At 70.0% G+C, this 21,988-nt stretch carries 20 protein-coding genes; 8 read left to right on the forward strand and 12 right to left on the reverse strand.

What is annotated here, in order from left to right:
• The 5 genes from N5D62_RS26265 to petA form a co-directional block, all read right to left on the reverse strand.
• On the reverse strand, positions 1 to 316 hold a 316-nt coding region (locus tag N5D62_RS26265; protein WP_279760991.1), incomplete at its 3' end, for a ClpXP protease specificity-enhancing factor.
• A gap of 14 nt (positions 317 to 330) precedes the next feature.
• Positions 331 to 948, reverse strand: a complete 618-nt coding sequence (locus N5D62_RS26270; protein WP_088382809.1) for a glutathione S-transferase N-terminal domain-containing protein — start codon at positions 946 to 948, stop codon at positions 331 to 333.
• A 169-nt stretch (positions 949 to 1,117) separates the two neighbouring features.
• Positions 1,118 to 1,900 (reverse strand): cytochrome c1, encoded by a 783-nt coding sequence (locus tag N5D62_RS26275; RefSeq protein ID WP_279760992.1) that lies wholly within the window; start codon positions 1,898 to 1,900, stop codon positions 1,118 to 1,120.
• A gap of 26 nt (positions 1,901 to 1,926) precedes the next feature.
• Positions 1,927 to 3,327 carry a cytochrome bc complex cytochrome b subunit gene (locus N5D62_RS26280; RefSeq protein WP_279760993.1) on the reverse strand — a complete coding sequence of 467 codons (1,401 nt, stop codon included), beginning with the start codon at positions 3,325 to 3,327 and terminating at the stop codon, positions 1,927 to 1,929.
• A 20-nt stretch (positions 3,328 to 3,347) separates the two neighbouring features.
• Positions 3,348 to 3,944: a ubiquinol-cytochrome c reductase iron-sulfur subunit gene (petA, locus tag N5D62_RS26285; RefSeq protein WP_279760994.1), complete on the reverse strand. Its 597-nt coding sequence runs from the start codon at positions 3,942 to 3,944 to the stop codon at positions 3,348 to 3,350.
• A gap of 222 nt (positions 3,945 to 4,166) precedes the next feature.
• On the opposite strand from petA, the gene mscL reads away from it, so the two are divergent.
• Together mscL and N5D62_RS26295 are read left to right on the forward strand one after the other, a co-directional pair.
• Complete coding sequence (mscL, locus tag N5D62_RS26290) at positions 4,167 to 4,610, forward strand: large conductance mechanosensitive channel protein MscL (RefSeq protein ID WP_279760995.1); 444 nt, start codon at positions 4,167 to 4,169, stop codon at positions 4,608 to 4,610.
• A gap of 117 nt (positions 4,611 to 4,727) precedes the next feature.
• Positions 4,728 to 7,154, forward strand: coding sequence for a DUF1631 family protein (locus N5D62_RS26295; RefSeq protein WP_279760996.1), 2,427 nt, complete (start codon positions 4,728 to 4,730; stop codon positions 7,152 to 7,154).
• A 46-nt stretch (positions 7,155 to 7,200) separates the two neighbouring features.
• Here N5D62_RS26295 and N5D62_RS26300 read toward each other — a convergent pair whose 3' ends face one another.
• The 3 genes from N5D62_RS26300 to N5D62_RS26310 form a co-directional block, all read right to left on the reverse strand.
• Positions 7,201 to 7,851: a hypothetical protein gene (locus N5D62_RS26300; RefSeq protein ID WP_279760997.1), complete on the reverse strand. Its 651-nt coding sequence runs from the start codon at positions 7,849 to 7,851 to the stop codon at positions 7,201 to 7,203.
• 108 nt (positions 7,852 to 7,959) lie between these two features.
• The gene (gene pdxA, locus N5D62_RS26305) at positions 7,960 to 8,985 is read right to left on the reverse strand and encodes a 4-hydroxythreonine-4-phosphate dehydrogenase PdxA (protein ID WP_279761018.1); all 1,026 of its coding nucleotides are present in this window, start codon (positions 8,983 to 8,985) and stop codon (positions 7,960 to 7,962) included.
• A 101-nt stretch (positions 8,986 to 9,086) separates the two neighbouring features.
• Positions 9,087 to 9,839 (reverse strand): Nif3-like dinuclear metal center hexameric protein, encoded by a 753-nt coding sequence (locus N5D62_RS26310; protein ID WP_279760998.1) that lies wholly within the window; start codon positions 9,837 to 9,839, stop codon positions 9,087 to 9,089.
• Positions 9,840 to 9,852: 13 nt separating this feature from the next.
• Here N5D62_RS26310 and N5D62_RS26315 point away from each other — a divergent pair, with 13 nt between their 5' ends.
• The 5 genes from N5D62_RS26315 to N5D62_RS26335 all read left to right on the forward strand — a co-directional run bounded on the left by N5D62_RS26315 (position 9,853) and on the right by N5D62_RS26335 (position 14,605).
• Positions 9,853 to 11,016 (forward strand): trypsin-like peptidase domain-containing protein, encoded by a 1,164-nt coding sequence (locus N5D62_RS26315; protein ID WP_279760999.1) that lies wholly within the window; start codon positions 9,853 to 9,855, stop codon positions 11,014 to 11,016.
• 2 nt (positions 11,017 to 11,018) lie between these two features.
• The gene (locus tag N5D62_RS26320; protein WP_279761000.1) at positions 11,019 to 11,768 is read left to right on the forward strand and encodes a HesA/MoeB/ThiF family protein; all 750 of its coding nucleotides are present in this window, start codon (positions 11,019 to 11,021) and stop codon (positions 11,766 to 11,768) included.
• Positions 11,769 to 11,888: 120 nt separating this feature from the next.
• Positions 11,889 to 12,800 (forward strand): TIGR00730 family Rossman fold protein, encoded by a 912-nt coding sequence (locus N5D62_RS26325; protein ID WP_279761001.1) that lies wholly within the window; start codon positions 11,889 to 11,891, stop codon positions 12,798 to 12,800.
• A gap of 53 nt (positions 12,801 to 12,853) precedes the next feature.
• Positions 12,854 to 13,774 (forward strand): arginase, encoded by a 921-nt coding sequence (gene rocF, locus N5D62_RS26330; RefSeq protein WP_279761002.1) that lies wholly within the window; start codon positions 12,854 to 12,856, stop codon positions 13,772 to 13,774.
• Between the two features lie 300 nt (positions 13,775 to 14,074).
• Positions 14,075 to 14,605, forward strand: coding sequence for a spore coat U domain-containing protein (locus tag N5D62_RS26335; RefSeq protein WP_279761003.1), 531 nt, complete (start codon positions 14,075 to 14,077; stop codon positions 14,603 to 14,605).
• A gap of 56 nt (positions 14,606 to 14,661) precedes the next feature.
• On the opposite strand, the gene N5D62_RS26340 is transcribed toward N5D62_RS26335, so the two are convergent.
• Together N5D62_RS26340 and N5D62_RS26345 are read right to left on the reverse strand one after the other, a co-directional pair.
• Positions 14,662 to 15,555 (reverse strand): 2-dehydropantoate 2-reductase, encoded by an 894-nt coding sequence (locus N5D62_RS26340; protein WP_279761019.1) that lies wholly within the window; start codon positions 15,553 to 15,555, stop codon positions 14,662 to 14,664.
• A gap of 46 nt (positions 15,556 to 15,601) precedes the next feature.
• Entirely contained in the window at positions 15,602 to 16,468 is an 867-nt protein-coding gene (locus N5D62_RS26345; RefSeq protein ID WP_279761004.1) for a DUF429 domain-containing protein, read from the reverse strand.
• Positions 16,469 to 16,709: 241 nt separating this feature from the next.
• Between N5D62_RS26345 and N5D62_RS26350 the strand changes: the two genes are divergently transcribed.
• A complete protein-coding gene (locus tag N5D62_RS26350) occupies positions 16,710 to 18,392 on the forward strand; it encodes a diguanylate cyclase (RefSeq protein ID WP_279761005.1) in 1,683 nt (560 codons plus the stop codon).
• A 238-nt stretch (positions 18,393 to 18,630) separates the two neighbouring features.
• Here the strand turns inward: N5D62_RS26350 and N5D62_RS26355 are convergent, their stop codons facing one another.
• Positions 18,631 to 20,187, reverse strand: coding sequence for a methyl-accepting chemotaxis protein (locus N5D62_RS26355; protein ID WP_279761006.1), 1,557 nt, complete (start codon positions 20,185 to 20,187; stop codon positions 18,631 to 18,633).
• 126 nt (positions 20,188 to 20,313) lie between these two features.
• Positions 20,314 to 21,870: a methyl-accepting chemotaxis protein gene (locus N5D62_RS26360; RefSeq protein WP_279761007.1), complete on the reverse strand. Its 1,557-nt coding sequence runs from the start codon at positions 21,868 to 21,870 to the stop codon at positions 20,314 to 20,316.
• Positions 21,871 to 21,988 lie beyond the last annotated feature (118 nt).

The following is a 21,988-nucleotide window of genomic DNA, read 5'->3' on the forward strand; positions in this document are numbered from 1 at the left end:
CCTGGCCGTTCTCGCGCGCGTAGATCGCCACGACGTGATCGACCGGCACGATGATCTCGCGCGCCACCCCGCCGAAACGGGCCTTGAACTGGATCAGCTCATTGCCGAGGTCGAGGTTGCTCGTCGCGTCGAAGCCGACGTTGAGCACGATCTCGTTGTTGCTGACGTACTCCAGCGGCACCTGCACCATGCGGTCCACGTGGACCGCGATGTAGGGCGTGAAACCGTTGTCGGTGCACCACTCGTGCAGGGCGCGGATCAGATACGGCCGCGTCGAGCTGGCGGCGTTGCCGCCACCGTCCTTGCTGTCATCCATAGCGACGCAGTGTATTACTTGCGCATCACCTTCTCGGACGGCGTCAGCGCCTCGATGTAGGCCGGACGCGAGAAGATCCGCTCGGCGTACTTCAGCAGCGGCACGGCGTTCTTCGACATGTCGATGCCGTAGTAGTCCAGGCGCCACAGCAGCGGCGCGATCGCGACGTCCAGCATCGAGAAGTCGTCGCCCAGCATGTACTTGTTCTTCAGGAAGATCGGCGCCAGCTGCGTCAGGCGGTCGCGGATCTGCGAACGCGCCTTCTCGAGCTGCTTCTCCGTCGGCTTGACGGCCTGGCCGCGGTTCTCCAGCACGTTGACGTGGGCGAACAGTTCCTTCTCGAAGTTGAACAGGAACAGGCGCACGCGGGCACGGGCCACCGGGTCGCCGGGCATCAGCTGCGGATGCGGGAAGCGCTCGTCGATGTACTCGTTGATGATGTGCGACTCGTACAGGATCAGGTCGCGTTCCACGAGGATCGGCACCTCGTTGTACGGGTTCATCAGCGCGATGTCTTCGGGCTTGGCGAACAGGTCGACGTCACGGATCTCGAAGTCCATGCCCTTCTCGAACAGCACGAACCGGCAACGGTGCGAGTAGGGGCAAGTGGTTCCGGAATAAAGCACCATCATGGCAGTGGACTCCTGATCGACGCCTCTCGGCGTCCTCGTTTTCTAACAACAACACCAGCACGGGGCCGGCGCGGTCAAAGACCTAACAAACAAACGACAACGCAGTGGGAGCCTGTTCGGCGCCCCACTGCGCTTGAGGACCCGGCCTGCGGCCGAGCCATCGGTTCTTTTACTTGACGTCCTTCCAATAGGAGGCGTTCAAGCGCCAGGCGAACACGGTGAACCCCAGCAGGAACAGCACCACGATGATCCCCAGCCGGAAACGCAGCCCCTGCGCCGGCTCGCCCATCCACTGGAGATAGGCGACCAGGTCGCCCATGGCCTCGTCGTACTGCTGCTTCGTCATCGTTCCGGGCGTGACCTGCTCGAAGTCCTTGAAGACATGCGTGACCTTGCTCGGGTCATGCGGGTCCTTAACTTCCTCGAACTTGGCGGTGCGGACGCCCTGGAGTTCCCACAGCACGTGCGGCATCGCCACGCTGGGGAAGGCGAGATTATTCCATCCCGTGGCCTTGGTTTCGTCGCGGTAGTACTTTCGCAGGTAGGTATACAGGTAATCCGCTCCTGTTCCCTTGGCGCCGTCGGCCCGGGAACGGGCGATCACGCTCAGGTCGGGCGGCATGGCGCCGAACCAGTCCTTGGCCTGTTTCGGGTCCAGCGAGACCTTCATGGTCTCGCCCACCTTCTCCCCGGCGAACAGCAGGTTGTTCTTGATCTGGTCGTCGGTCAGGCCGATGTCCTTCAGCCGGTTGTAGCGCATGAAGCTCGCGCTGTGGCAGTTCAGGCAGTAGTTGACGAAGATCTTGGCGCCGTTCTGCAGCGAGGCCAGGTCGTTCATCTTCTGGACCGGGAAGCGGTCCCACTCGATCCCGCCCTCCGACGCGAGCGCCGTCGACGTCAGGCCCGCGCCCAGGCACAGCGACGTCAGCAGCGTGGCGATGATTTTCTTCATTCGTTCGACTCCGTGACGTTGGCGGTTCAGTGCGGGTGGTACGTGACGCGATCGGGCACCGGCTTGAACTGGCCGGCCTTGCTCCACCACGGCATCAGCAGGAAGAAGCCGAAGTAGTACAGCGTGCCGATCTGCGACACGATCGTTCCCGCGTCCGACGGCGGCTTGACGCCCAGGTAGCCGAGCACCAGGAACAGCAGCACGAACAGCGCGTAGAGGTACTTGTGCCAGTCGGGCCGGTAGCGGATCGACTTGACCGGGCTGTGGTCCAGCCAGGGCAGGAAGAACAGGATGATGACCGCGCCGCCCATGACGACGACACCCCAGAACTTCGCGTCGAAGGTCAGCAGCAGCGCGATGCCGACCACCGCGCCCACGACCACGATCCCCTTGCCCATCGCCGACAGGCCGCCGCGCAGCAGCGTGACGACCGCCGACAGCCCGATCACGCCGCACAGCACCTGGACCATCACGTCGGTGGTGGCGCGCAGCATCGAGTAGAACGGCGTGAAGTACCAGACCGGCGCGATGTGCGGCGGCGTCTTCAGCGGGTCGGCCGGGATGAAGTTGTTGTATTCCAGGAAGTAGCCGCCCAGCTCCGGCGCGAAGAAGATCACCGCCGAGAAGGCCATCAGGAACAGCCCGACGCCGAACAGGTCGTGCACCGTGTAGTACGGATGGAACGGGATGCCGTCCAGCGGCAGGCCGTCCGGGCCCTTCTTCGCCTTGATCTCCACGCCGTCCGGGTTGTTCGAGCCCACCTCGTGCAGCGCGATGATGTGCGCCACCACCAGGCCCAGCAGCACCAGCGGCACCGCGATCACGTGGAAGCTGAAGAAGCGGTTCAGCGTCGCGTCGCCGACGACGTAGTCGCCGCGGATCAGCAGCGCCAGGTCCGGGCCGACGAACGGCACCGCGGCGAACAGGTTCACGATCACCTGCGCGCCCCAGTACGACATCTGGCCCCAGGGCAGCAGGTAGCCCATGAAGGCCTCGGCCATCAGGCACAGGAAGATCGCGCAGCCGAAGATCCACACCAGCTCGCGCGGCTTGCGGTACGAGCCGTACAGCAGCCCGCGGAACATGTGCAGGTAGACGACGACGAAGAACGCGGACGCGCCCGTCGAGTGCATGTAGCGGATCAGCCAGCCCCACGGGACGTCCCGCATGATGTACTCGACCGAGGCGAAGGCCAGGGCCGAGTCGGGCTTGTAGTGCATCACCAGGAAGATCCCGGTGACGATCTGGATCACCAGCACCAGCAGCGCCAGCGAGCCGAAGATGTACCACCAGTTGAAGTTCTTCGGAGCGTAGTACTCCGACATGTGCTCCTTGTAGAGCTGGGACGCGGGGAACCGGTTGTCCACCCAGGTCATCAGCCGGACGCCCATCGGAGCGCCGGCGGGTGCTTCCTTGAATTCAGCCATGTCGTGGATCTCGCTCCGGGTTAGGCCTGCTTGTCTTCACCGATCAACAGCCGGGTGTCCGACAGGAAGGTGTACGGGGGCACTTCGAGGTTGTCGGGCGCGGGTTTGTTCTTGAAGACGCGGCCGGCCATGTCGAAGGTCGAGCCGTGGCACGGGCAGAGGAAGCCGCCATGCCAGTTGTCCGGCAGCGAGGGCTGCGGCCCCGCCTGGAACTTGTCGCTGGGCGAGCAGCCGAGGTGGGAGCAGATGCCCACCACGACGAGGTACTCGGGCTTGAGCGAGCGCCATTCGTTCTTGGCGTAGGGGGGGATCGGGAAGGCCTTGCGATCGGACTGCGGATCGGCGAGGTCCGGATCGTTGCCCTTGAGCGCGTCGAGCTGCTCCTTGGTCCGGCGGACGATCCATACCGGCTTGCCACGCCACTCGACGGTCATCTTCTGGCCGGGGGAGAGGGCGCCGATGTCGACTTCGACGGCGGCACCGGCCGCCTTGGCGCGCTCGCTGGGAGCGAAGGTGCTGACGAACGGGACGGCGGTGGCCACGCCGCCTACTGCTCCCGCGCATCCGGTCGCAATCAGCCAGGTGCGCTTGCCTTGGTCCACTTGTGGGTCACTCATGAGGGTCCTTACAGGGAACTTCTGATCAGGGGCAACCAAAGATTCTAGGTAAGAAAGTCTCCGGCCGACCCTAGGCGCTCTACCGATGTGCATCGGCGCACCAGCCTTGACATCGGTCGTGGTGCAAACGCCGGTAGGATGCTTGCCCGGAGGGCGGAGGAGCCCCCGGGAAAGCGCTTGGTAGTGGGCGCCTTCGCACACGTGGAGCACAAGGAGCATGCGATGGGTTTTTTGACCGAATTCCGTGAGTTCGCCGTCAAGGGCAACGTGATGGACCTCGCCGTCGGCGTGATCATCGGCGGCGCCTTCGGCAAGATCGTCGACTCCGTGGTCAAGGACCTGATCATGCCGCTCGTCGGCAAGGCGGTCGGCGGACTGGACTTCAGCAACTACTTCATCCTGCTGTCGGACCCGCCCAAGAACTACGCCGGCCCGATGACCTACGAGGCCCTCACCAAGGCCGGCGTCCCGCTGTTCGCCTACGGCAGCTTCCTGACGGTGCTGCTGAATTTCATCATCCTGGCGCTGATCATCTTCATGATGGTCAAGCAGGTGAACCGCCTCAAGCGCGAGGCGCCCGCCGCCCCGGCCGAGCCGCCGGCGACGCCCGAGGACATCCAGTTGCTTCGCGAGATCCGCGACGCGCTGAGGCGTGACAAAGCGTAAAGCTTTCATCAATCGTCACCTTTTGCGCACAAGCCGGGTGGACCCCACCCGGACGAGGGATGGCCATCGCCGATACTTGTCATGTGGTGTGGTCACCACAATGTGCCTGATGCCTCGATGAACCGTCTGAACCCCCACGTCGACGCGGCGCTGCAGCGCGTGCGCTTGGCAGTGGAACAAGCCGCCGAGCGCGGCGCCGAAGGTCTAGGTCTCGCCGCTCTGTCCTCTGGACAGGCCAAGCGGCGAGACGCGCTGCTGTCCGCGCAATTCATCTTCCGCAAGCATCAGGCCTTGTTCTCGCAACGTTTCGACCAGTCGATGCGCCAGCAGGCGGCGGAGACGCCCTCCCCGGGCACGCTGGCTGCCCCGAGCCGCGCCTCGTCCAAGACGCAATGGGACGAGCTCTCGCTGATGGACGACGACCAGGTCAACACGATGGTCGCGACCGACCGGATCGGCCTGGCGCTGGGCCACCAGAGCGAGTGGGAACTGCGCGAGGTCAATTCCTACATGGGCGACATCCCCGGCATCGCCGAGGACCGCCATCCGTTGCGCCCCCAGGCGATCGCGCAGGCGCTGATCGAGGGGGTCAACGCGGTCACCGACGACCCGGAGACCCGCCAGGTCCTGACCGATGAACTCACCCGGGCGCTGTCGCTGGAGATGCGCGCCTGCTACGCCGACATCGCCGGCCTGTTCCGTAGCCGCGGCCTGCGTCCGCAGGACTTGCGCGTGCGCGCGACCGGCGGCTCGACACGCGCCGCCGCGGGCCCCGGCGGCACCACGTCCGGCGTGCCGCTGCACGACAGCCGCTACGCGACCATGCCCGGCGGACTGCACAGCGTGCACGGCAACGGCAACGGCAGCCGCGCCGGCGCGCTGCACAGCATGGCCGGCGGTTTCCATGGCAGCGGCCACGGGGGCTACGCGTCGACCGGCGGCAACTACGGCGGCCATGGCGGCCACGGCGGCGGCGCGGTCGATCCGCAGCTGATGGACCTGCTGCGCCGGCTGGCCCAGAGTCCCGCGGGCGGCCTCGGCGGCCCGACCACCGGCGGCGGCGGCCTGGCGGCCAACAGCCAGTGGCAGGGCTGGGACGCCGACCCGGGCGCCTATGTCGAGGGCGGCCCCATCGTGCTGCCGCCCAACCTGATCCACCTGCACCGCGACGAACTGCGGCAGGCGGCCAGCGGCTCGCTCGACCACATGGTCATCGACGTCGTCGCCGGCCTGTTCGACCAGATCCTGTCCGACGCCAAGCTGCCGCCGCTGATGGCGCAGCAGATCGCCCGGCTGCAGCTGCCGGTGCTGCGCGCGGCGCTGGGCGACCGCTCGTTCTTCTCGTCGCGCCGGCATCCGGTGCGGCGGCTGGTGAACCGCATCGCGACCCTCGCGGCAGCCTACGACGACTTCACCGAGGATCCCGGCAAGTCCTTCCTCGCGCTGGTGCGCGAACTGGTCCAGGACGTGGTCAGCGGCGACTTCGACCGCATGGACCTCTACGAGTCCAAGCTGGACCAGCTCGAACACTTCATCCAGGAGCAGACGGCCCAGACGCTGAAGGCGCAAGGCGACACCGCCGCGCTGCTGGAACGCAAGGAGACCGAGCTGCGCCTGCAGCGCCGCTACATGCAGCAGCTGCAGCAGGCGATGGCCAGCGTCGACATGCGGGATTTCCTGCGCGACTTCCTGACGCAGACCTGGAGCGAGGTGCTGGTCCATGCGTCGCGGCATCCGGACCTGGACGCCGCGCTGGTCGAGCGGCTGCGCCAGATGGGCCGCGACCTGGTGCTGTCGGTCCAGCCGAAGACGACGCCGCAGCAGCGCCAGGGTTTCCTGGCCTCGCTGCCGGTGCTGATGCGCACGCTCAACGAAGGCCTGGACCTGATCCGCTGGCCGGAGCCGGCGCGCAAGAAGTTCTTCGCCGAACTACTGCCGGCGCATGCCGAGTCGCTCAAGGGCCAGGCGCTCAGCCCGCTCGAATACAACCTGCTGGCCAAGCAGCTGGAGTCGGTCTTCGGCATGGCGCCGCCGCGCGAGCAGGACCTGCCCGCCCCCGGCGCCGCGGCGCTGGACGTCGACCTCACCGAGAAGCTCACCGACGAGGAAGCCCGCCGGCTCGGCCTGGTCGAGGATGAGCACGTCGACTGGGACGGTCAGGTCGACATCGACCTCAGCGCCGAGGAACAGCAGCCGCTGCTGGCGGTCGACATCAGCATCGACGGCCTGCCCGCGGCGGAAGAAGCGCCGACGCCGCATGCCGGCGAACTGCTGATCGATCACCTGCAGATCGGCACCGCCTACCGCATGCACCGCGACGGCGACTGGGTGAAGGTGCGGCTGGCCCACATCAGCGCCACGCGCAGCTTCTTCATCTTCACGCACGGCACCAAGCACCAGGAAACGCTGACGATGACGACGCGGATGCTGCGCAAGCTCTGCGAGGCGGGCCGCCTGCGCGCCTACGAACACGCCCATCTGCTCGAGCGCGCCACCGCCCGCGCGCGGCAGCAACTCGCCGCGCTGGGCGCCAAGGCGCACTGACGGCGCCCGCCGTCGCGGCGCCCCGTCCCGGGACGCCGCCGCCGGCTCAGAGCTTTCTCGGGTCGCGGAAGTCGACGGGCTGGAAGTCCTCGGTGCGCAGCTTCATCGTCACGACGTACTCGCCCTCGATCGGCTTGCCGTCCGCCTCCTGCGGCTTGAAGCGCCACTGGTCCATCGACGCGCGGCCGAAGCGGCGCACCGATTCCGGCATGCCCGCCGGCGCCTCGACGTTGGCCTGGACGCAGGTGCCCTCGGTCCCGACGCGGCAGATCATCTTGAGTTCGCCTTCCCAGCCCGCGCCGGTGTCCCTCGGATAGGCGGCGTAGTAGACCTTGGTCGGGATCGGCGACATCCGCATGTGGCGGATCGCCACGCTCGACTTCTCCTTGTCCACCGCCAGGTACAGCTGCACGCCGGTGCGGAAGCTGACGTTGCGGCCGCCTTCCTGCCGCGGCGGGATCTTGGCCTTCTGGAGCCGGGCCGACATCTGCTGCCAGAACCCGGGCGACTGGGTCGACTCGTCGATCGGCGTGATCTGCTGGGCCTGGCCGTTCTCGTCGAACAGCACGTCGAACCAGACGTTCAGCGACTCGCGGACCTCCTGGGCCGAGGCGGCGCCGATGGCGCCGAATTGCAGCGCGCCGGCCAGCGCCAGCAGCGCCCAGCGCGTGGAACGCGCCTGGGATGTCTTGGTCATGCGATTCCCCCGTTGACTTGAAGTGCCGACGATTATGGGCGCCGGCCTCGCGCGTCCGCCACCTCGCCGCGCCCCCCTTGAAGTGGGACACGCCGCCGGGGGAGCCGCTCAGGCCGACATCGCCCGGGCCATGCGGATCGCGGCGGACATGCTCGACGGGTCCGCCCGGCCGGTGCCGGCGATGTCGAAGGCGGTGCCGTGGTCGGGGCTGGTGCGCACCAGCGGCAAGCCCAGCGTCACGTTGACGCCCTCCTCCACCCCCAGGTACTTCACCGGGATCAGGCCCTGGTCGTGCGTCATCGCCACGACCGCGTCGAACTCGCCCGGGTGCTTCGGCGGCGCATGGCGCGCGCGCATGAAGATCGTGTCCGGCGCGAACGGGCCGCTGGCGTCCAGGCCCAGCGAGCGCGCCTGCGCGATGGCCGGCGCGATGTGCACGATCTCCTCGTCGCCGAACAGGCCGCCCTCGCCCGCGTGCGGATTCAGGCCCGCCACCGCGATCCGTGGCGCGGCGATGCCGGCGCGCCGCAAGGCCGCGTCGGCGATGCGGATCGTCTGCAGCACGCGCCCGGTGGTGATCTGGTCCACCGCCCGGCGCAGCGCGACGTGGATCGTCACCAGCACCACGCGCAGCTCGTCGTTGGCCAGCATCATCCGCACCGGCGGCAGTTGCCCCTGCGCGTCGGCGCACAGCGCCTGCAGCAGCTCGGTGTGGCCGGGATGGTCGATGCCGGCGGCATGCAGCGCCTCCTTGTGGATCGGCGCGGTCACCAGCGCGCGCGAGCGCCCGGCCTGCTGCTCGCGGACCGCCGCGACGATGCAGGCGGCCGCCGCCGCGCCGGCCGCGGCGCTCACCTGGCCGAGCGGCTGCGCCAGCAGGTCCGCCGGCAGCCCCGGCGGCTCCCACACCGGCAGGCAGTCCGGCGGCGCGAGGTCGTCGGCGCGGTCCAGCACCGCCACCGGCAGGTCCAGGCCCATGACGCCGAGCGCGCGCCGGAACACCGTCGCGTCGCCGACCAGCCGCAGGTCCGCGCCGCGATCGCGCGCCCAGGCGCCGACGGCGACCTCGGGGCCGATGCCGCAGGCGTCGCCCATCGTCAGCAGCAGGGGCCGCGGGCTCGCGCCGGCGGACATGGCGGGGGCCGTCGCGGCGACCGCGTCGGGGGAGGCGGTCGCCGTGCCCGCGGAGGGGGCTGCGGAGGTCGTCCCGGCGGCGCCGGCCAGTTGGTCGTCGCTCATGCGGGGTTCGGAATGTCGATGAACGTGTACTGCAGGCCGAGCTGCTCGGCCACCTGCGCGCCCAGCGCCTGCACGCCGTAGCGCTCGGTCGCGTGGTGGCCGGCGGCGATGAAGGCCACGCCGGTCTCGGCCGCGTAGTGGGCCTGGGGTTCGGAGATCTCGCCGGTGAGGAAGACATCGGCGCCGGCGGCGATGGCGGCCTCGAAGTAGCCCTGCGCGCCGCCGGTGCACCAGGCCACGCGCCGCAGCGGCCGGCCGTCGCCGGCGGCCTGCACGGTGGCGCGGCCCAGGCGCTGCGCCACGTGGGCGCTCAGCGCATCGAGCGTGGCCAGCCCCGCCGGCAGCGCCCCGATGAAGCCCAGGTCCTGCTCGCCGAAACGGCCGTCGGCGGCCCACCCGAGGTGTTTCGCCAGTTGCGCGTTGTTGCCGAGTTCGGGATGCGCGTCCAGCGGCAGGTGGTAGGCGAACAGGTTGATGTCGCGGGTCAGCAGGCGCGACAGCCGCTGCTTCATCCAGCCGGTGACGCGGCCGTCCTGGCCGCGCCAGAACAGGCCGTGGTGGACCAGGATCGCATCGGCGTCCGCCTCGATGGCGGCGTCGATCAGCGCGAGGCTGGCGGTCACCCCGCACACCAGGCGGCGGATCGGATCGCGGCCCTCGACCTGAAGACCGTTCGGCCCATAATCCTTGAAGCGCGTGGGCTCCAGCGTGGCGGCGAGCAGCCGCTCCAGCTCCGTGCGATGTGCCATGACAGGATCTCTCTTGCGTCAAACCTGGCTGATTTTCTCCCAGGCCACCACGGTGGCGCTGGCCGGCTACTTCGTCGTGTCGACGCTCAAGCCGCAATGGCTGCACGAGGCGCCCCAGGTCGTTCCCACGCTGCCCGCGGCCGCCGGCGCGCCGCCCCGCGCGGCGGTGCAGTTCAGCTTCGCGGCCGCGGCGCAGGCGGCCTCGCCGGCGGTGGTGGCGGTGCTGGCGAACAAGCCCGCGCCCAGCCAGCGCGAGATCGAGGCCGACCCCTGGCTGCGCTTCCATTTCGGCAAGCGGCTGCCGCAGCAGCGGCCGCAGACGGGGCTGGGCTCCGGCGTGATCGTCTCGCCCGAGGGCTACGTGCTGACCAACAACCATGTCGTCTCCGGCGCGACCGAGATCCGCGTGCAGCTGGCCGACGGCCGCGACACCGCGGCGCGCCTGGTCGGCACCGATCCCGAGACCGACCTGGCGGTGCTGCGCATCACGCTGCCGCCGCCGCTGCCGGTCATCCATCCGGGCAAGGCCGGCGAGCTGCAGGTCGGCGACGTGGTGCTGGCCATCGGCAATCCGTTCAACGTCGGGCAGACGGTGACCTCGGGCATCGTCAGCGCGCTCGGGCGCACGCAGCTGGGCCTGAGCACCTTCGAGAACTTCATCCAGACCGACGCCGCCATCAACCCCGGCAACTCCGGCGGCGCGCTGGTCGACGTGCAGGGGCGGCTGGTCGGCATCAACACCGCGATCTACTCGCGCACCGGCGGCGGCAGCCTGGGCATCGGCTTCGCGATCCCGGTGGACTCGGCCTACCAAGTGCTGGAGGCGCTGGTGAAGGACGGCAAGGTCTCGCGCGGCTGGCTGGGCGTGATCACCGGCGACATCAACCCCGAGGTGGTCGACACGCTGAAGCTCTCGGTCGACCACGGCGTGCTGGTCAAGGAGGTCTTCAAGGCCAGTCCGGCGGCCAAGGCCGGCCTGGAGGCGGGCGACGTCGTGACCGAGGTCGGCGGCCAGGCGGTGCGCACGCCGCGCGAGCTGGTCAACGTCGTGGCCGCGCTCAAGCCCGAGAGCCAGACGGTGATCGCGGTGCAGCGCGGCAAGGAGGCGCTGAAGCTGCCGCTGCAGGTGGGCCTGCGCCAGGCGCAGGCCGGCGACGACGCCGCCCAGCCGGAGTGAGCATGGACGACGACCAACTGCTGCGCTACTCGCGCCACATCCTGCTGGACGACATCGGCGTGGAGGGCCAGCAGCGCCTGCTGGACGCGCACGCGCTGGTGATCGGCGCCGGCGGGCTGGGATCGCCGGCGGCGCTGTTCCTGGGCACGGCCGGCGTGGGCCGGATCACGCTGGTCGACCACGACCGCGTCGACGTGACCAACCTGCAGCGACAGATCGCGCACAGCCTGGACCGCGTCGACCAGCCCAAGGCGCTGTCGGCCGCGGCCGGCATCGCGGCGATCAACCCGGAGCCCCGGATCCGCCCGCTGGTCGCGCGCGCCGACGCGGCGCTGCTCGACGAGCTGGTGCCGCAGGCCGACGTGGTGCTGGACTGCACCGACAACTTCCCGACGCGCCACCTCGTCAACGCCGCCTGCGTGCGGCACGGCAAGCCGCTGGTCTCCGGCGCGGCGCTGGGCTTCGACGCGCAGCTGAGCGTCTACGACAGCCGCGGCCGCGACTTCCCCTGCTACGCCTGCCTGTTCCCGGCGGACCAGCCGCCCGAGGAGCAGCGCTGCGCGGTGATGGGCGTGTTCGCGCCGCTGGTGGGCATCGTCGGCAGCATGCAGGCGGCCGAGGCGCTGAAGCTGCTCTGCGGCATGGGCTCGACGCTGCCGGGCCGGCTGCTGATGCTGGACGGCCGCCGGATGGAATGGACCGACCTGCGGGTCGCGCGCGACCCGCGATGCGCCTGCTGCGGCGGCCACTGACCGCGCGTTGCCGCACGCGGTCCGCGCCCATGCAACAAACCGACGTCCACGGGGGCTCGCGCCCTTCGAGACGAACAGAAATTAAGTGCCAACGCCCCTAAGCTCTCGGGCCACCGAATCATGATCAGAAGCGACAAACTCACCGCCCGCAACTTCCCCTCCGCGCAGGAGGAAGTCGAACAACAGGCCGCCTTCGACGCCGCGTTCGACGCGAACCCGCCCAGCGCCTACCGGCTGGCGTTCACCGACACCGACTTCCTGGTCCGGCCCGAGCTGCGCCCGGTGCGCATGCAGCTGGAGCTGCTGAAGCCGGAGCTGATCCAGCAGGAACTGAACATCCAGTCGACGGTGGTGATCTTCGGCAGCGCCCGCATCGCCGACCGCGAGTCGGCGCAGGCCGCCGTCGACGCGGCGCGCGCGGCCAAGGACGAGACGGCGCTGCAGCGCGCCGAGCGCCGGCTGGTGATGAGCGGCTATTACGAGGAAGCGCGCAAGTTCGCGCGGATGGTGACCGAGGAGACGAAGGACCATCCGCATCCGCTGTACGTCGTCACCGGCGGCGGCCCCGGGATCATGGAAGCGGGCAACCGCGGCGCGCACGAGGCGGGCGGCCAGAGCATCGGGCTGAACATCGTGCTGCCGCACGAGCAGCGGCCCAACCAGTACATCACCCCGGAGCTGTGCTTCCGCTTCCACTACTTCGGGCTGCGCAAGATGCACTTCCTGATCCGCTCGGTGGCGCTGGTCGCGTTCCCGGGCGGGTTCGGCACGCTGGACGAGCTGTTCGAGACGCTGACGCTGGTGCAGACCGGCAAGTGCCGCCGCCGGCCGATCCTGCTGTTCGGGCGCGACTTCTGGTCGCGGCTGATCGATTTCGAGCTGCTGATCGACACCGGGATGATCAGTCCCGGCGACGAGCAGCTCTTCCACTACGTGGAGTCCGCCGACGAGGCCTGGGCCCTGCTGAAGAAGGAGTACGACATCGGCTCCACCGCCAGCGGCAACGGCCACGGGACCGACGGCGCCACGTGATCCCCTGATCCATCGATCCGGCCTTCGGGCCACAGAGCAAGAGAGGTTCGACCATGACCGCAGCACGACACGTGAGCCTGATCGGCGCCCCCACCGACGTGGGGGCCGGCGCCCGCGGCGCCAGCATGGGACCGGAGGCCCTGCGCGTGGCGGGCCTGGCCGAGGCGCTGCGCGCGCACGGCGTGGAGGTCAAGGACTGCGGCAACCTGGCCGGTCCGTCGAACCCGTGGCTGCCGCCGACCGACGGCTACCGCCACCTGGAGGAAGTCGCCGCCTGGAACCAGGCGGTGCATGACGCGGTGTACGGCGAGCTCGGCGCCGGCCGCATGCCGATCCTGCTGGGCGGCGACCACTGCCTGGGGCTGGGCTCGATCGCGGCAGTCGCGCATCACTGCCGCGACACCGGCAAGAAGCTGCGGGTGCTGTGGCTGGACGCGCATGCGGACTTCAACACCAGCAAGCTGACCCCCAGCGGCAACATCCACGGCATGCCGGTGGCCTGCCTGTGCGGCTACGGCCCGCAACAGCTGATCGAGATCGGCGGCCGGGTGCCCGCGGTCGATCCGAAGTGGATCCGCCAGATCGGCATCCGCAGCGTCGACGCGGGCGAGAAGCGCTTCGTCCACGAGGTGGGGCTCGAGGTCTTCGACATGCGCTACATCGACGAGATGGGCATGCGCCACACGATGGAGCTGGCGCTGGCCACGATGGATGCCAACACCCACCTGCATGTGAGCTTCGACGTCGACTTCCTGGATCCGGATGTCGCTCCCGGCGTCGGCACGACGATCCCCGGCGGACCGACCTACCGCGAGGCGCAGCTGTGCATGGAGATGATCGCGGACACCGGGCGCCTGGCGTCGCTGGACATCATGGAGCTGAATCCCGCGCTGGACGTGCGCAACAAGACGGCGCTGGTGGCGGTGGATCTGGTGGAGTCGCTGTTCGGCAAGTCGACGCTGATGCGCAAGTGAGGGGTCCCGGGGACGCTGTCCGGTCGATTCGCCAGACGACTTCTGTCACGGCCGCGACAGCCGGCGGCTTCCCGACATCGATGGTTGCGATACCAAGCGCCAGAGAGTGAAAGACTCCCCGATTCGGGGGAACTCTCTAGGTCGATGGCCCTGATCCGTGAAGTGGCGCACGACGGCAAATCGGCAAATTCGTGTCAAATTGATACCCAGGGACGGCAAGAGGCCGACGCCGGGACGCATCGCCCCGGCAGTCCTTCAAGCCCGCCGACACCCGCGATGCGACACGCTCGAAGCCACACCATGACGTTCCGACCGCTTTCCGCCGTACTGCCGCGCGCGTTCACGATCGCCGCGGTCCTCATCGGGTCCATCGTTCCCAGCCATGCCGCCAATCCGACCACGGCGTCCGGCACCTTCCAGGTCGGCGCCACCATCCTGGTGGCCTGCAACGTCACCGGCAGCACGCTGACCTTCGGCGGCGCCATCGACCCGCTGCAGACGCCCGGCCCGGTGGACGCCTCCACCACGCTCAACGTCACCTGCACCAAGACCACGCCCTACAGCGTCGCGCTGAGCGCCGGCGCCAACGCGGGCAACGCGTCGGCCTTCGGGTCGCGCGCGATGAAGAGCGGCAACAACAGCCTGCCCTACCAGCTCTACCTGGACGCCGGCCGGACGCAGGTCTGGGGCGACGGCAACAGCAGCGGCGTCCACAGCGGCACGGGCACCGGCAGCCAGCAGCAGTTGACGGTCTACGGCCGGCTGCCGTCGCTGAGCGGCATCGTGCCGGGCAACTACGCCGACACGGTCACGCTGACCATCACCTACTGAGCGCCGCGCGCGCTCGACGACGAAGCCGGGCACGACCCGGCTTTTTCACGTCCGGGTCAGTCCCGGCTCAGCTCCGCCAGCCGGACCAGCGTGTGCAGGACCCGGTTGGCCGGCGTCGGCACGCCGAGCGCCTCGCCGCGGCTCACCAGGAAGCCGTTCAGGTGGTCGATCTCGGTCCGCTTGCCGCGGCCGAGGTCCTGGGCCGTCGACGAGAACTGGCCCGGCATCGTCTCGGCGATCTTGCGCACCGCCTGACGCACGTCGCCGACCAGCGACACCCCGTCGGCCGCCGCGACCGCCAGCCCCTCGTCGACGAGCTGGTCCATCACCGTCCAGACGCCCTCGCCCTTCACCAGCTCGCCGTAGGGCTGCTGCGCCAGCGCGGACAGCGCGTTGTAGGCGCAGTTGATCAGCAGCTTGGACCACAGCGCGCCGCGCACGTTGTCCGAGATCTCCACCGGCACGCCGGCGGCGACCAGCGCCCGCGCCGCCCGCTCGGCGCCGGCGGCGGGCTCGATGACGAGTTCGCCGCGGCCGTGGTGCTTGACGTGGCCGGGGCCGGCCATCTCGGTGGCCACGTAGACCACCGCGGCAGACACCGGTTGCGGCACCGTCTCGCGCAGCCGCTCGGCGTTGTCGACGCCGTTCTGCATCGACAGCAGCAGCGTGTCGGGCCCGAGGTGGGGCAGCAGCTCGCGCGCCGCGTCCACCGTGTCCGTCGACTTCACGCAGAACAGCACCAGCTGCGCGCCGCGCGCGGCGGACGGCTCGGTGTCGGCGCGCAGGCGCACCTGCTCGTCGAACATCCGGGTCTCCATGCGCAGGCCGTGGTCGCGGATCGCCTCGACGTGGGTCGGGCGCCCGATCAGCGTCACGTCATGGCCGGCGCGCGCGAGCATGCCGCCGAAGAAGCAGCCGACGGCGCCGGCCCCCATCACGGCCACCTGCAGCGGCGAAGCATCGGAACCGGTCATCGCGTCTCCTCGTTCGGTTGGATCAGGCGCCGACTATCCACCCTTCGAGGGTGTCCATGTCGGCGGGCTGGCCGTAGTCCGCCCGGCCGTCGGCCCAGGCCGCCTGCATCAGGCACAACACCGCGTCGAGCTTGTCGCCGCTGCCGTCGTCGGCCAGTTCGTCGCGCTGCGCGTGCGTCAGCTTCAGCCGCAGCCCGAGCCGGCTGCGCCCCTGCTCGAGCGCCTCGATCAGGTCCTTGCGGGCGATCAGCCGCTCGGGCGTCTGCTTGGCGCGGTCGTCGCTCTTGTAGCTGCGCGCGCCGATCAGCTCCCGGGCCAGCAGCCCGGGATAGGCCTCCAGCGCCACGCGCGCCGGGTCGCCGCCGTGCAGGCCGGGCAGGTGCACGCCGGCCGCCACCAGCCGCGGCACGCCGGCGTGCAGCATGTAGGCGACCGGCGGGTTGACCCACTTCATGCTGGGCGACGAGCCGGCCGGCCCGTCGCAGGCGCGGTGCGCGAACTTGCGGCCGGCGGGCCGCGCATCGCAGAACGCGGCGAAGGTGTCCCGGATCTCCGCGCGCGACAGCGCCGCGTAATGCGCGATCAACGGCGCCCAGTCGGTCGGCCAGCCGAGTGTCTCGACCAGTTCGCGCGGCAGCCCGAACGGCAGGTCGAAGCCGCCCAGCCATGGCCCGGGACCGGCGAGCCAGGCCTCGAAGGCGGCCAGCGAGGTGAGCCCCTCCTGACGCGCGAGCTGAACGACGGCGCCACGGCGGCGGCCGAAGGCCAGCCGGATCGGCTTGCGGGCGGTCGGCGCGCTGGTGAAGTCGACGCCGACGAGCAGCCGTTCCCCGTCGCCGCCCGAGCCGGTCGAGGTGCCGGTGCCCGTGCCCCCGACGGCGTGGCCCATGCCCCGGCCTGTCCCCTTGTCGTGGCCGATGCCACCGCCGGGAGCGCCCGTTGCCGCCCCCCGCGCGGCGGTGAAACCGGCCGGTTCGGGGGGTGGTGGCGGCAAGACGGGGGCTTTCGAGACTTTTGACATGCCCGCGACTGTATCCATCGTCCACTGGGGCCAGCCGCCATTGACGTGCGGTGTCCGGCGGCGAATGCTGCGGGCATCAAGGTCGACAACATCACGGAGGGAGTCCGCCTTGTTCCAGCGAGAACTGGCCCGAGCCTTGCACCTGAGCCGGCGTGGCGCCTACCGCGACGCGACCGATGCGCTGGAGTTGTCGCTGGTGGCGGCCGACTCGGTGCGCGACCGTGCCCGGGCGCTGATCCTGATCGCGCACAACCTGCCGCGGCAGGGCGACCTGCAGGCGGCGTTGCGGCGCGCCAGCGAGGCGGTCGCGCTGGTGCGGCTCATCGACGGGCCCGAGCAGGACGAATGGACCGCCGACGCGCTCACCGAGCTCTGCTACGTCTACGCGCAGTTCCAGATGGGCCGCGACGCGGTGCAGGCCGGCTGGCAGGCGCTGGCGGCGGCGCGGCGGGTGCCCGACGCGGCGCGCGAGGCCTGGGCGCTGAACCGGTTGGCGGTGGCCTTCGCCGCGTCCGACCAGGTCGAGCAGGCCTGCCAGCACACGCTGCAGGCGCTGGAGATCGCGCAACAGCAGGCCGCCGGCGAGCGCGAGCTCCTGCTCTCCTGCCTCAACAACCTGGCGCACTTCTGGCTGCAGGCGCACGCGGAGGCGCTGCGCGACGAGGACCGCGCCGCCGCGGCCCATGCGCTCGGGCAGGCCGCGCCCTACGCGATCCGGGCGGCGGAACTGGTGCGGGAGGAAGGCAATCCCTTCCTGATCGTCGTCTCGCTGTCCAACCTGGTGGAACTGCAGCTGGGCACCGGCGAGATCGACGAGGCGCTGCAGATCGCCGACGAGTACGAACGCCTGGCGCAGCGGCACGGCTACGCCGGCATGGTGCTGCAGGCGCGCGCGCAGCGCGGGCTGCTGCAGCTCAAGCGCGACGACGCGACCGGCGCGACGGACGCGCTGCCGGCGCTGGAGACGCTGCAGGACCTGGTGAAGCAGCAGGCGCCGCAGCAACTCCCGGTGCGCCTGCGGCGGCAGCTGACGCTGGCGATCTACCGCGGCTACAAGCTGCGCGGCGATGCGGCGCGGGCGCTGGCGGCGCATGAGCAGCTGTCGGCGCTCGAGCGCCAGGGGGCGCGCAACGCGATGGCGCTGCAGACCGAGGCGATGCTGATCCGGCAGGAGTTCGAGCAGGCGCAGGCGCGCGCGGAGCACGCGATGCAGGACGCGCGACGCGAGCGCGAGCGGGCCGACCTGGCGGAGCAGGAGCAGCAGCGCCTGCGGCGGCAGGCGGCGGAACTGGGCCGCATGGCGCATGAGGACGCGTTGACCGGGCTGAACAACCGGCGGCACGCGGAGTTCGCGCTGCCGCTGCTGCTGGAGCGGGCGCGGCAGGAGCGCAAGCCGATCGCGCTGGGGATGTTGGACGTCGACCATTTCAAGCAGGTCAACGATGCCTTCGGGCATGGTGTCGGCGACCAGGCGCTGCAGAAGGTCGCGCAGGTGCTGCGGCGGCAGCTGCGCAGCGCCGACCTGCTGGCGCGGGTCGGCGGCGAGGAGTTCATGCTGGTGTTCGTCGGCGTCGACCCGTCGCGCGCGCAGGACATCTGCGAGCGGCTACGCGGCGCGATCGCGAACCACGGCTGGGGCGAGCTGGCGCAGGGGCTGCGGGTGACGGTGTCGATCGGGCTGTGCGCCGGCGAGCCGCCGGAGAAGGCATCGGTCCTGGTCGAAACGGCGGACCGGGCGCTTTACGCCGCCAAGGACGCTGGCCGCAACCGCGTCCAGTTCATCGCTCCTTGATTCCCACGACGTCCTCGGTTGCAAAACCGGGGAAGTACGGTGGTGGTTGGGGACGGCATGGCATGGGGTTCAGGCGCTTGCCGCCTGTGGGAGAGCCAGGACCGAGCACAGTCCAGTGGACTGTGCGACGCCTGGCGAGCGCTGGAGGACCGCAGGTCCGACAGCCCCATGCCATGGCGGCCAACGCCCGGACCGAGGCAGTCGCGCGAGCGCCCAACCCCGCGCAATCGCCCAAGCGTCAGTCCAGCTTGAACACCGCCACCGACTGCGCCAGCGCGTCGGCCTGCTGCTGCAGGCTCTGCGCCGCCGCCGCCGATTCCTCGACCAGCGCGGCGTTCTGCTGCGTCATCTGGTCGAGCTGCGAGATCGCCGACCCGATCTGGTGGATGCCGCCGCTCTGCTCGGCGGTGGCGTGGCTGATCTCCGCCACGATGCGGGACACGCGCGAGATCGATTCGGAGATCTCGTGGATGGTCTGTCCCGCGCGCTCGACCAGGGCCGCGCCGTTGGCGACGCTTTCGCCGCTGACGGTGATCAGCTGCTTGATCTCCTTGGCCGCTTCCGCGCTGCGCTGCGCCAGCGTGCGGACCTCCCCGGCGACGACCGCGAACCCGCGGCCCTGCTCGCCCGCGCGCGCCGCCTCGACGGCGGCGTTCAACGCCAGGATGTTGGTCTGGAAGGCGATCCCATCGATGGTGCCGATGATGTCGCCGATGCGCGCCGACGACGCGCTGATCTTGCCCATCGTCTGGACCACCTCGCCGACGACGCTCACGCCGCGGACCGCCACGTCGGCGGCCTGCTCGGCCAGGGCCTTGGCCTCGCCGGCGGAGGCGGTGTTGTGCTGGACGCTGGTGGTCAGCTCGCTCATCGCCGAGGCGGTGGCTTGCAGATTGGACGCGGCCTGCTCGGTGCGCTGGCTCAGGTCATGCGCGCCGGCGGCCACTTCGCGCGACGCGGTCGCGATGCTGTCGGTGGCGCTGCGCACGCTGCCGACCACCTCGCGGATCGAGTCCTGCATGCCCTGCACGCCGCGCGCCATGGCGGCGGTCTCGTCCGCGCCCTCCACGGCCACCGGTTCGCTCAGGTCCTTGCGGGCGATGCGTTCGGTGGTGCTCACCGCCTGGGCCAGCGGCGCCAGGATGGAGCGGATGTTCAGCACCGTCAGCAGCCCGATCAGCGCGACGCCGACCAGCATCACCAGCCCGAGCGCGCCGCGCACGCCACGTTCGCGCGCGCTCAGGCTGTCCTGGGCGTCGCGGCCGCGCTGCAGGATGGCCTGCGTCATGTCGGCCACGCCGCGGTCCATCGCCTGCACCGGCGCCTTGATCGTGTCGGTCGAGCGGTTGGCCTCGGCGGCGTCGACGAAGTCGGCGTTCAGGATGCGCTTGGCGATGTCGTCCACGCCGGCCTTGTAGCGCTGCAACGCGTCCTTGAGCTGCGGCGGCATCGCGCGGATCGCCGGATCGACGTCCAGCGCGGACAGCGCGTCCAGGCTGCGGATCACGCCGGCGTAGGTCTTCTGCCAGTCGGCCTGCGCCTGCTTGACGGTGCCGTCGTCGCCGATGTTGATCAGCATGTCCTTCTCGAAGCGCCGCAGGTTGCCGATGCCGGCGCGGACTTCGGAAAGCTCGGTCAGCGCGCCGACATCCTGGTCGACGTAGCGCTGGAAGTCGGACCGCGCGCTGCCCATGGCCCAGAGGCCGGCGCCGCCGATCAGGACCAGGGCCAGGACGGACAGCAGGCCCAGGCCGAGCAGGCGCGTGCGGATCGTGTGGTTGCGCAGAAACTGCATGGTTTCCCAACGAATTGAATCGAAGCGAAAAGCCTAGCAGTCGCCATGCCCGCGTCCGGTGACGCGACGCGCGCGCGTCCCTCGGGCGTGGCATCTTCCCGGACGGAATTCACGGACGCCGGGACCTCAGCCGAGCTTGAACACCGCCACCGATTGCGACAGCGCGTCGGCCTGGTGCTGCAGGCTCTGCGCCGCCGCGGCGGACTCCTCCACCAGCGCCGCGTTCTGCTGCGTCATCTGGTCGAGCTGCGAGATCGCCGAGCCGATCTGGTTGATGCCGCCGCTCTGCTCCTTGGTCGCGTGGCTGATCTCGGCCACGATCCGCGAGACCCGCGTGATCGAGTCCGAGATCTCGTTCATCGTCTGCCCGGCCCGGCCCACCAACGCGGCGCCGCTGGCGACGCTCTCGCCGCTGGAGGTGATCAGTGCCTTGATCTCCTTGGCCGCTTCCGCGCTGCGCTGCGCCAGCGTGCGGACCTCCCCGGCGACGACCGCGAACCCGCGGCCCTGCTCGCCCGCGCGCGCCGCCTCAACGGCGGCGTTCAGCGCCAGGATGTTGGTCTGGAAGGCGATGCCGTCGATGGTGCCGATGATGTCGCCGATGCGCGCCGACGACGCGCTGATCTTGCCCATCGTCTCGACCACCTCGCCGACCACCTCGACCCCGCGCCCGGCGGCGCCGGCCGCTTCCTCGGCGAGCTGGTTGGCCTGGCGCGCCGAGTCCGCGTTGTGCTCCACGCTGGCGGTGAGCTGCTCCATCGCCGAGGCCGTCTCCTCGAGGTTGGACGCCGCCTGCTCGGTCCGATAGCTCAGGTCGTGCGCACCGGCGGCGACCTCGCGCGACGCGGTGGCGATGCTGTCGGTGGCGCTGCGCACCCCGCTGACCACGTCGCGGATCGAGCTCTGCATCCCCTGCACGCCGCGCATCATCGCGGCGGTCTCGTCGATGCCGTGCACGTCGACGCGCTCGCTCAGGTCCTGGCGCGCGATGCGCTCGGTGGTGGAGACCGCCTGCGCCAGCGGCGTCAGGATCGACGCGATGTTGAAGAAGGTGAAGGTGCCGATCACCAGCACGCCCACCAGCATCACGCCGCCCAGCGCGGTGCGGATGCGGGTCTCCTCGGCGTCCAGGCGCCGCACCTCCTCGTTGCCGCGCGCCATGATGGCCTGCGTCATCTCGCCGAGCTGCTTGTCCATCTCCCGCACCGGCCCCTTGATCGGCTCGGTCTGCCGGTTGGCCTCGGCGGAGTCGACGAACTCCTGCTTCAGGATCCGCGCCACGATGCCGTCCAGCCCGGCGCGGTAGTTGGCCAGCGAGGCCTTCATCGCCGGCGGCATTGACTTGATCCCGGCCAGGATGTCCAGCGCGCCGATCGCGTCCAGGCTCTGGTTGACGCCGTCGAAGGTCTTGCGCCACTCCTCGTGATAACGCTTCACGGCCGCGTCGTCGCCGATGTTGATCAGCATGTCCTTCTCGTAGCGCCGCAGGTTGCCCACGCCCGCGCGCACCTCCGAGAGCTGCACCAGAGACTCGACGTCCTGCTGGACGTAGTGCTGGAAGTCCTGTTTCGTCCGGGCCATCGCCCACAGCCCGTCGCCGCCGATCAGCAGCATCGCGAGCACCGACAACAGGCCGAGCGCCATGAGGCGCGTCCGGATCGTGAAGCTACGCATGGACCACATGGCATTCCCAACTTGTCGAGTGGAATGGGAAAAGCCTAGCAGCGGCCGTGCCGGCCGCACATCCTGCGGAAACGGGGGTGGCGCGGCGGCGACCCGCCCGGCGAGCGGCGCGTCAGGG

The sequence above is a fragment of the Mitsuaria sp. GD03876 genome, from assembly GCF_029840635.1.
Lineage (GTDB): Bacteria > Pseudomonadota > Gammaproteobacteria > Burkholderiales > Burkholderiaceae_C > Roseateles.

Bases quoted from the DNA above. Each gene is read 5' to 3' on its own strand.
- N5D62_RS26325 (WP_279761001.1), top strand. From the start codon at position 11,889: ATGATCAGAAGCGACAAACTCACCGCCCGCAACTTCCCCTCCGCGCAG.
- N5D62_RS26360 (WP_279761007.1), bottom strand. From the start codon at position 21,870: ATGTGGTCCATGCGTAGCTTCACGATCCGGACGCGCCTCATGGCGCTC.
- N5D62_RS26300 (WP_279760997.1), bottom strand. From the start codon at position 7,851: ATGACCAAGACATCCCAGGCGCGTTCCACGCGCTGGGCGCTGCTGGCG.
- N5D62_RS26270 (WP_088382809.1), bottom strand. From the start codon at position 948: ATGATGGTGCTTTATTCCGGAACCACTTGCCCCTACTCGCACCGTTGC.
- N5D62_RS26310 (WP_279760998.1), bottom strand. From the start codon at position 9,839: ATGGCACATCGCACGGAGCTGGAGCGGCTGCTCGCCGCCACGCTGGAG.
- N5D62_RS26275 (WP_279760992.1), bottom strand. From the start codon at position 1,900: ATGAAGAAAATCATCGCCACGCTGCTGACGTCGCTGTGCCTGGGCGCG.
- mscL (WP_279760995.1), top strand. From the start codon at position 4,167: ATGGGTTTTTTGACCGAATTCCGTGAGTTCGCCGTCAAGGGCAACGTG.
- N5D62_RS26355 (WP_279761006.1), bottom strand. From the start codon at position 20,187: ATGCAGTTTCTGCGCAACCACACGATCCGCACGCGCCTGCTCGGCCTG.
- N5D62_RS26280 (WP_279760993.1), bottom strand. From the start codon at position 3,327: ATGGCTGAATTCAAGGAAGCACCCGCCGGCGCTCCGATGGGCGTCCGG.
- pdxA (WP_279761018.1), bottom strand. From the start codon at position 8,985: ATGTCCGCCGGCGCGAGCCCGCGGCCCCTGCTGCTGACGATGGGCGAC.
- N5D62_RS26335 (WP_279761003.1), top strand. From the start codon at position 14,075: ATGACGTTCCGACCGCTTTCCGCCGTACTGCCGCGCGCGTTCACGATC.
- petA (WP_279760994.1), bottom strand. From the start codon at position 3,944: ATGAGTGACCCACAAGTGGACCAAGGCAAGCGCACCTGGCTGATTGCG.
- N5D62_RS26320 (WP_279761000.1), top strand. From the start codon at position 11,019: ATGGACGACGACCAACTGCTGCGCTACTCGCGCCACATCCTGCTGGAC.
- rocF (WP_279761002.1), top strand. From the start codon at position 12,854: ATGACCGCAGCACGACACGTGAGCCTGATCGGCGCCCCCACCGACGTG.
- N5D62_RS26295 (WP_279760996.1), top strand. From the start codon at position 4,728: ATGAACCGTCTGAACCCCCACGTCGACGCGGCGCTGCAGCGCGTGCGC.
- N5D62_RS26345 (WP_279761004.1), bottom strand. From the start codon at position 16,468: ATGGGCCACGCCGTCGGGGGCACGGGCACCGGCACCTCGACCGGCTCG.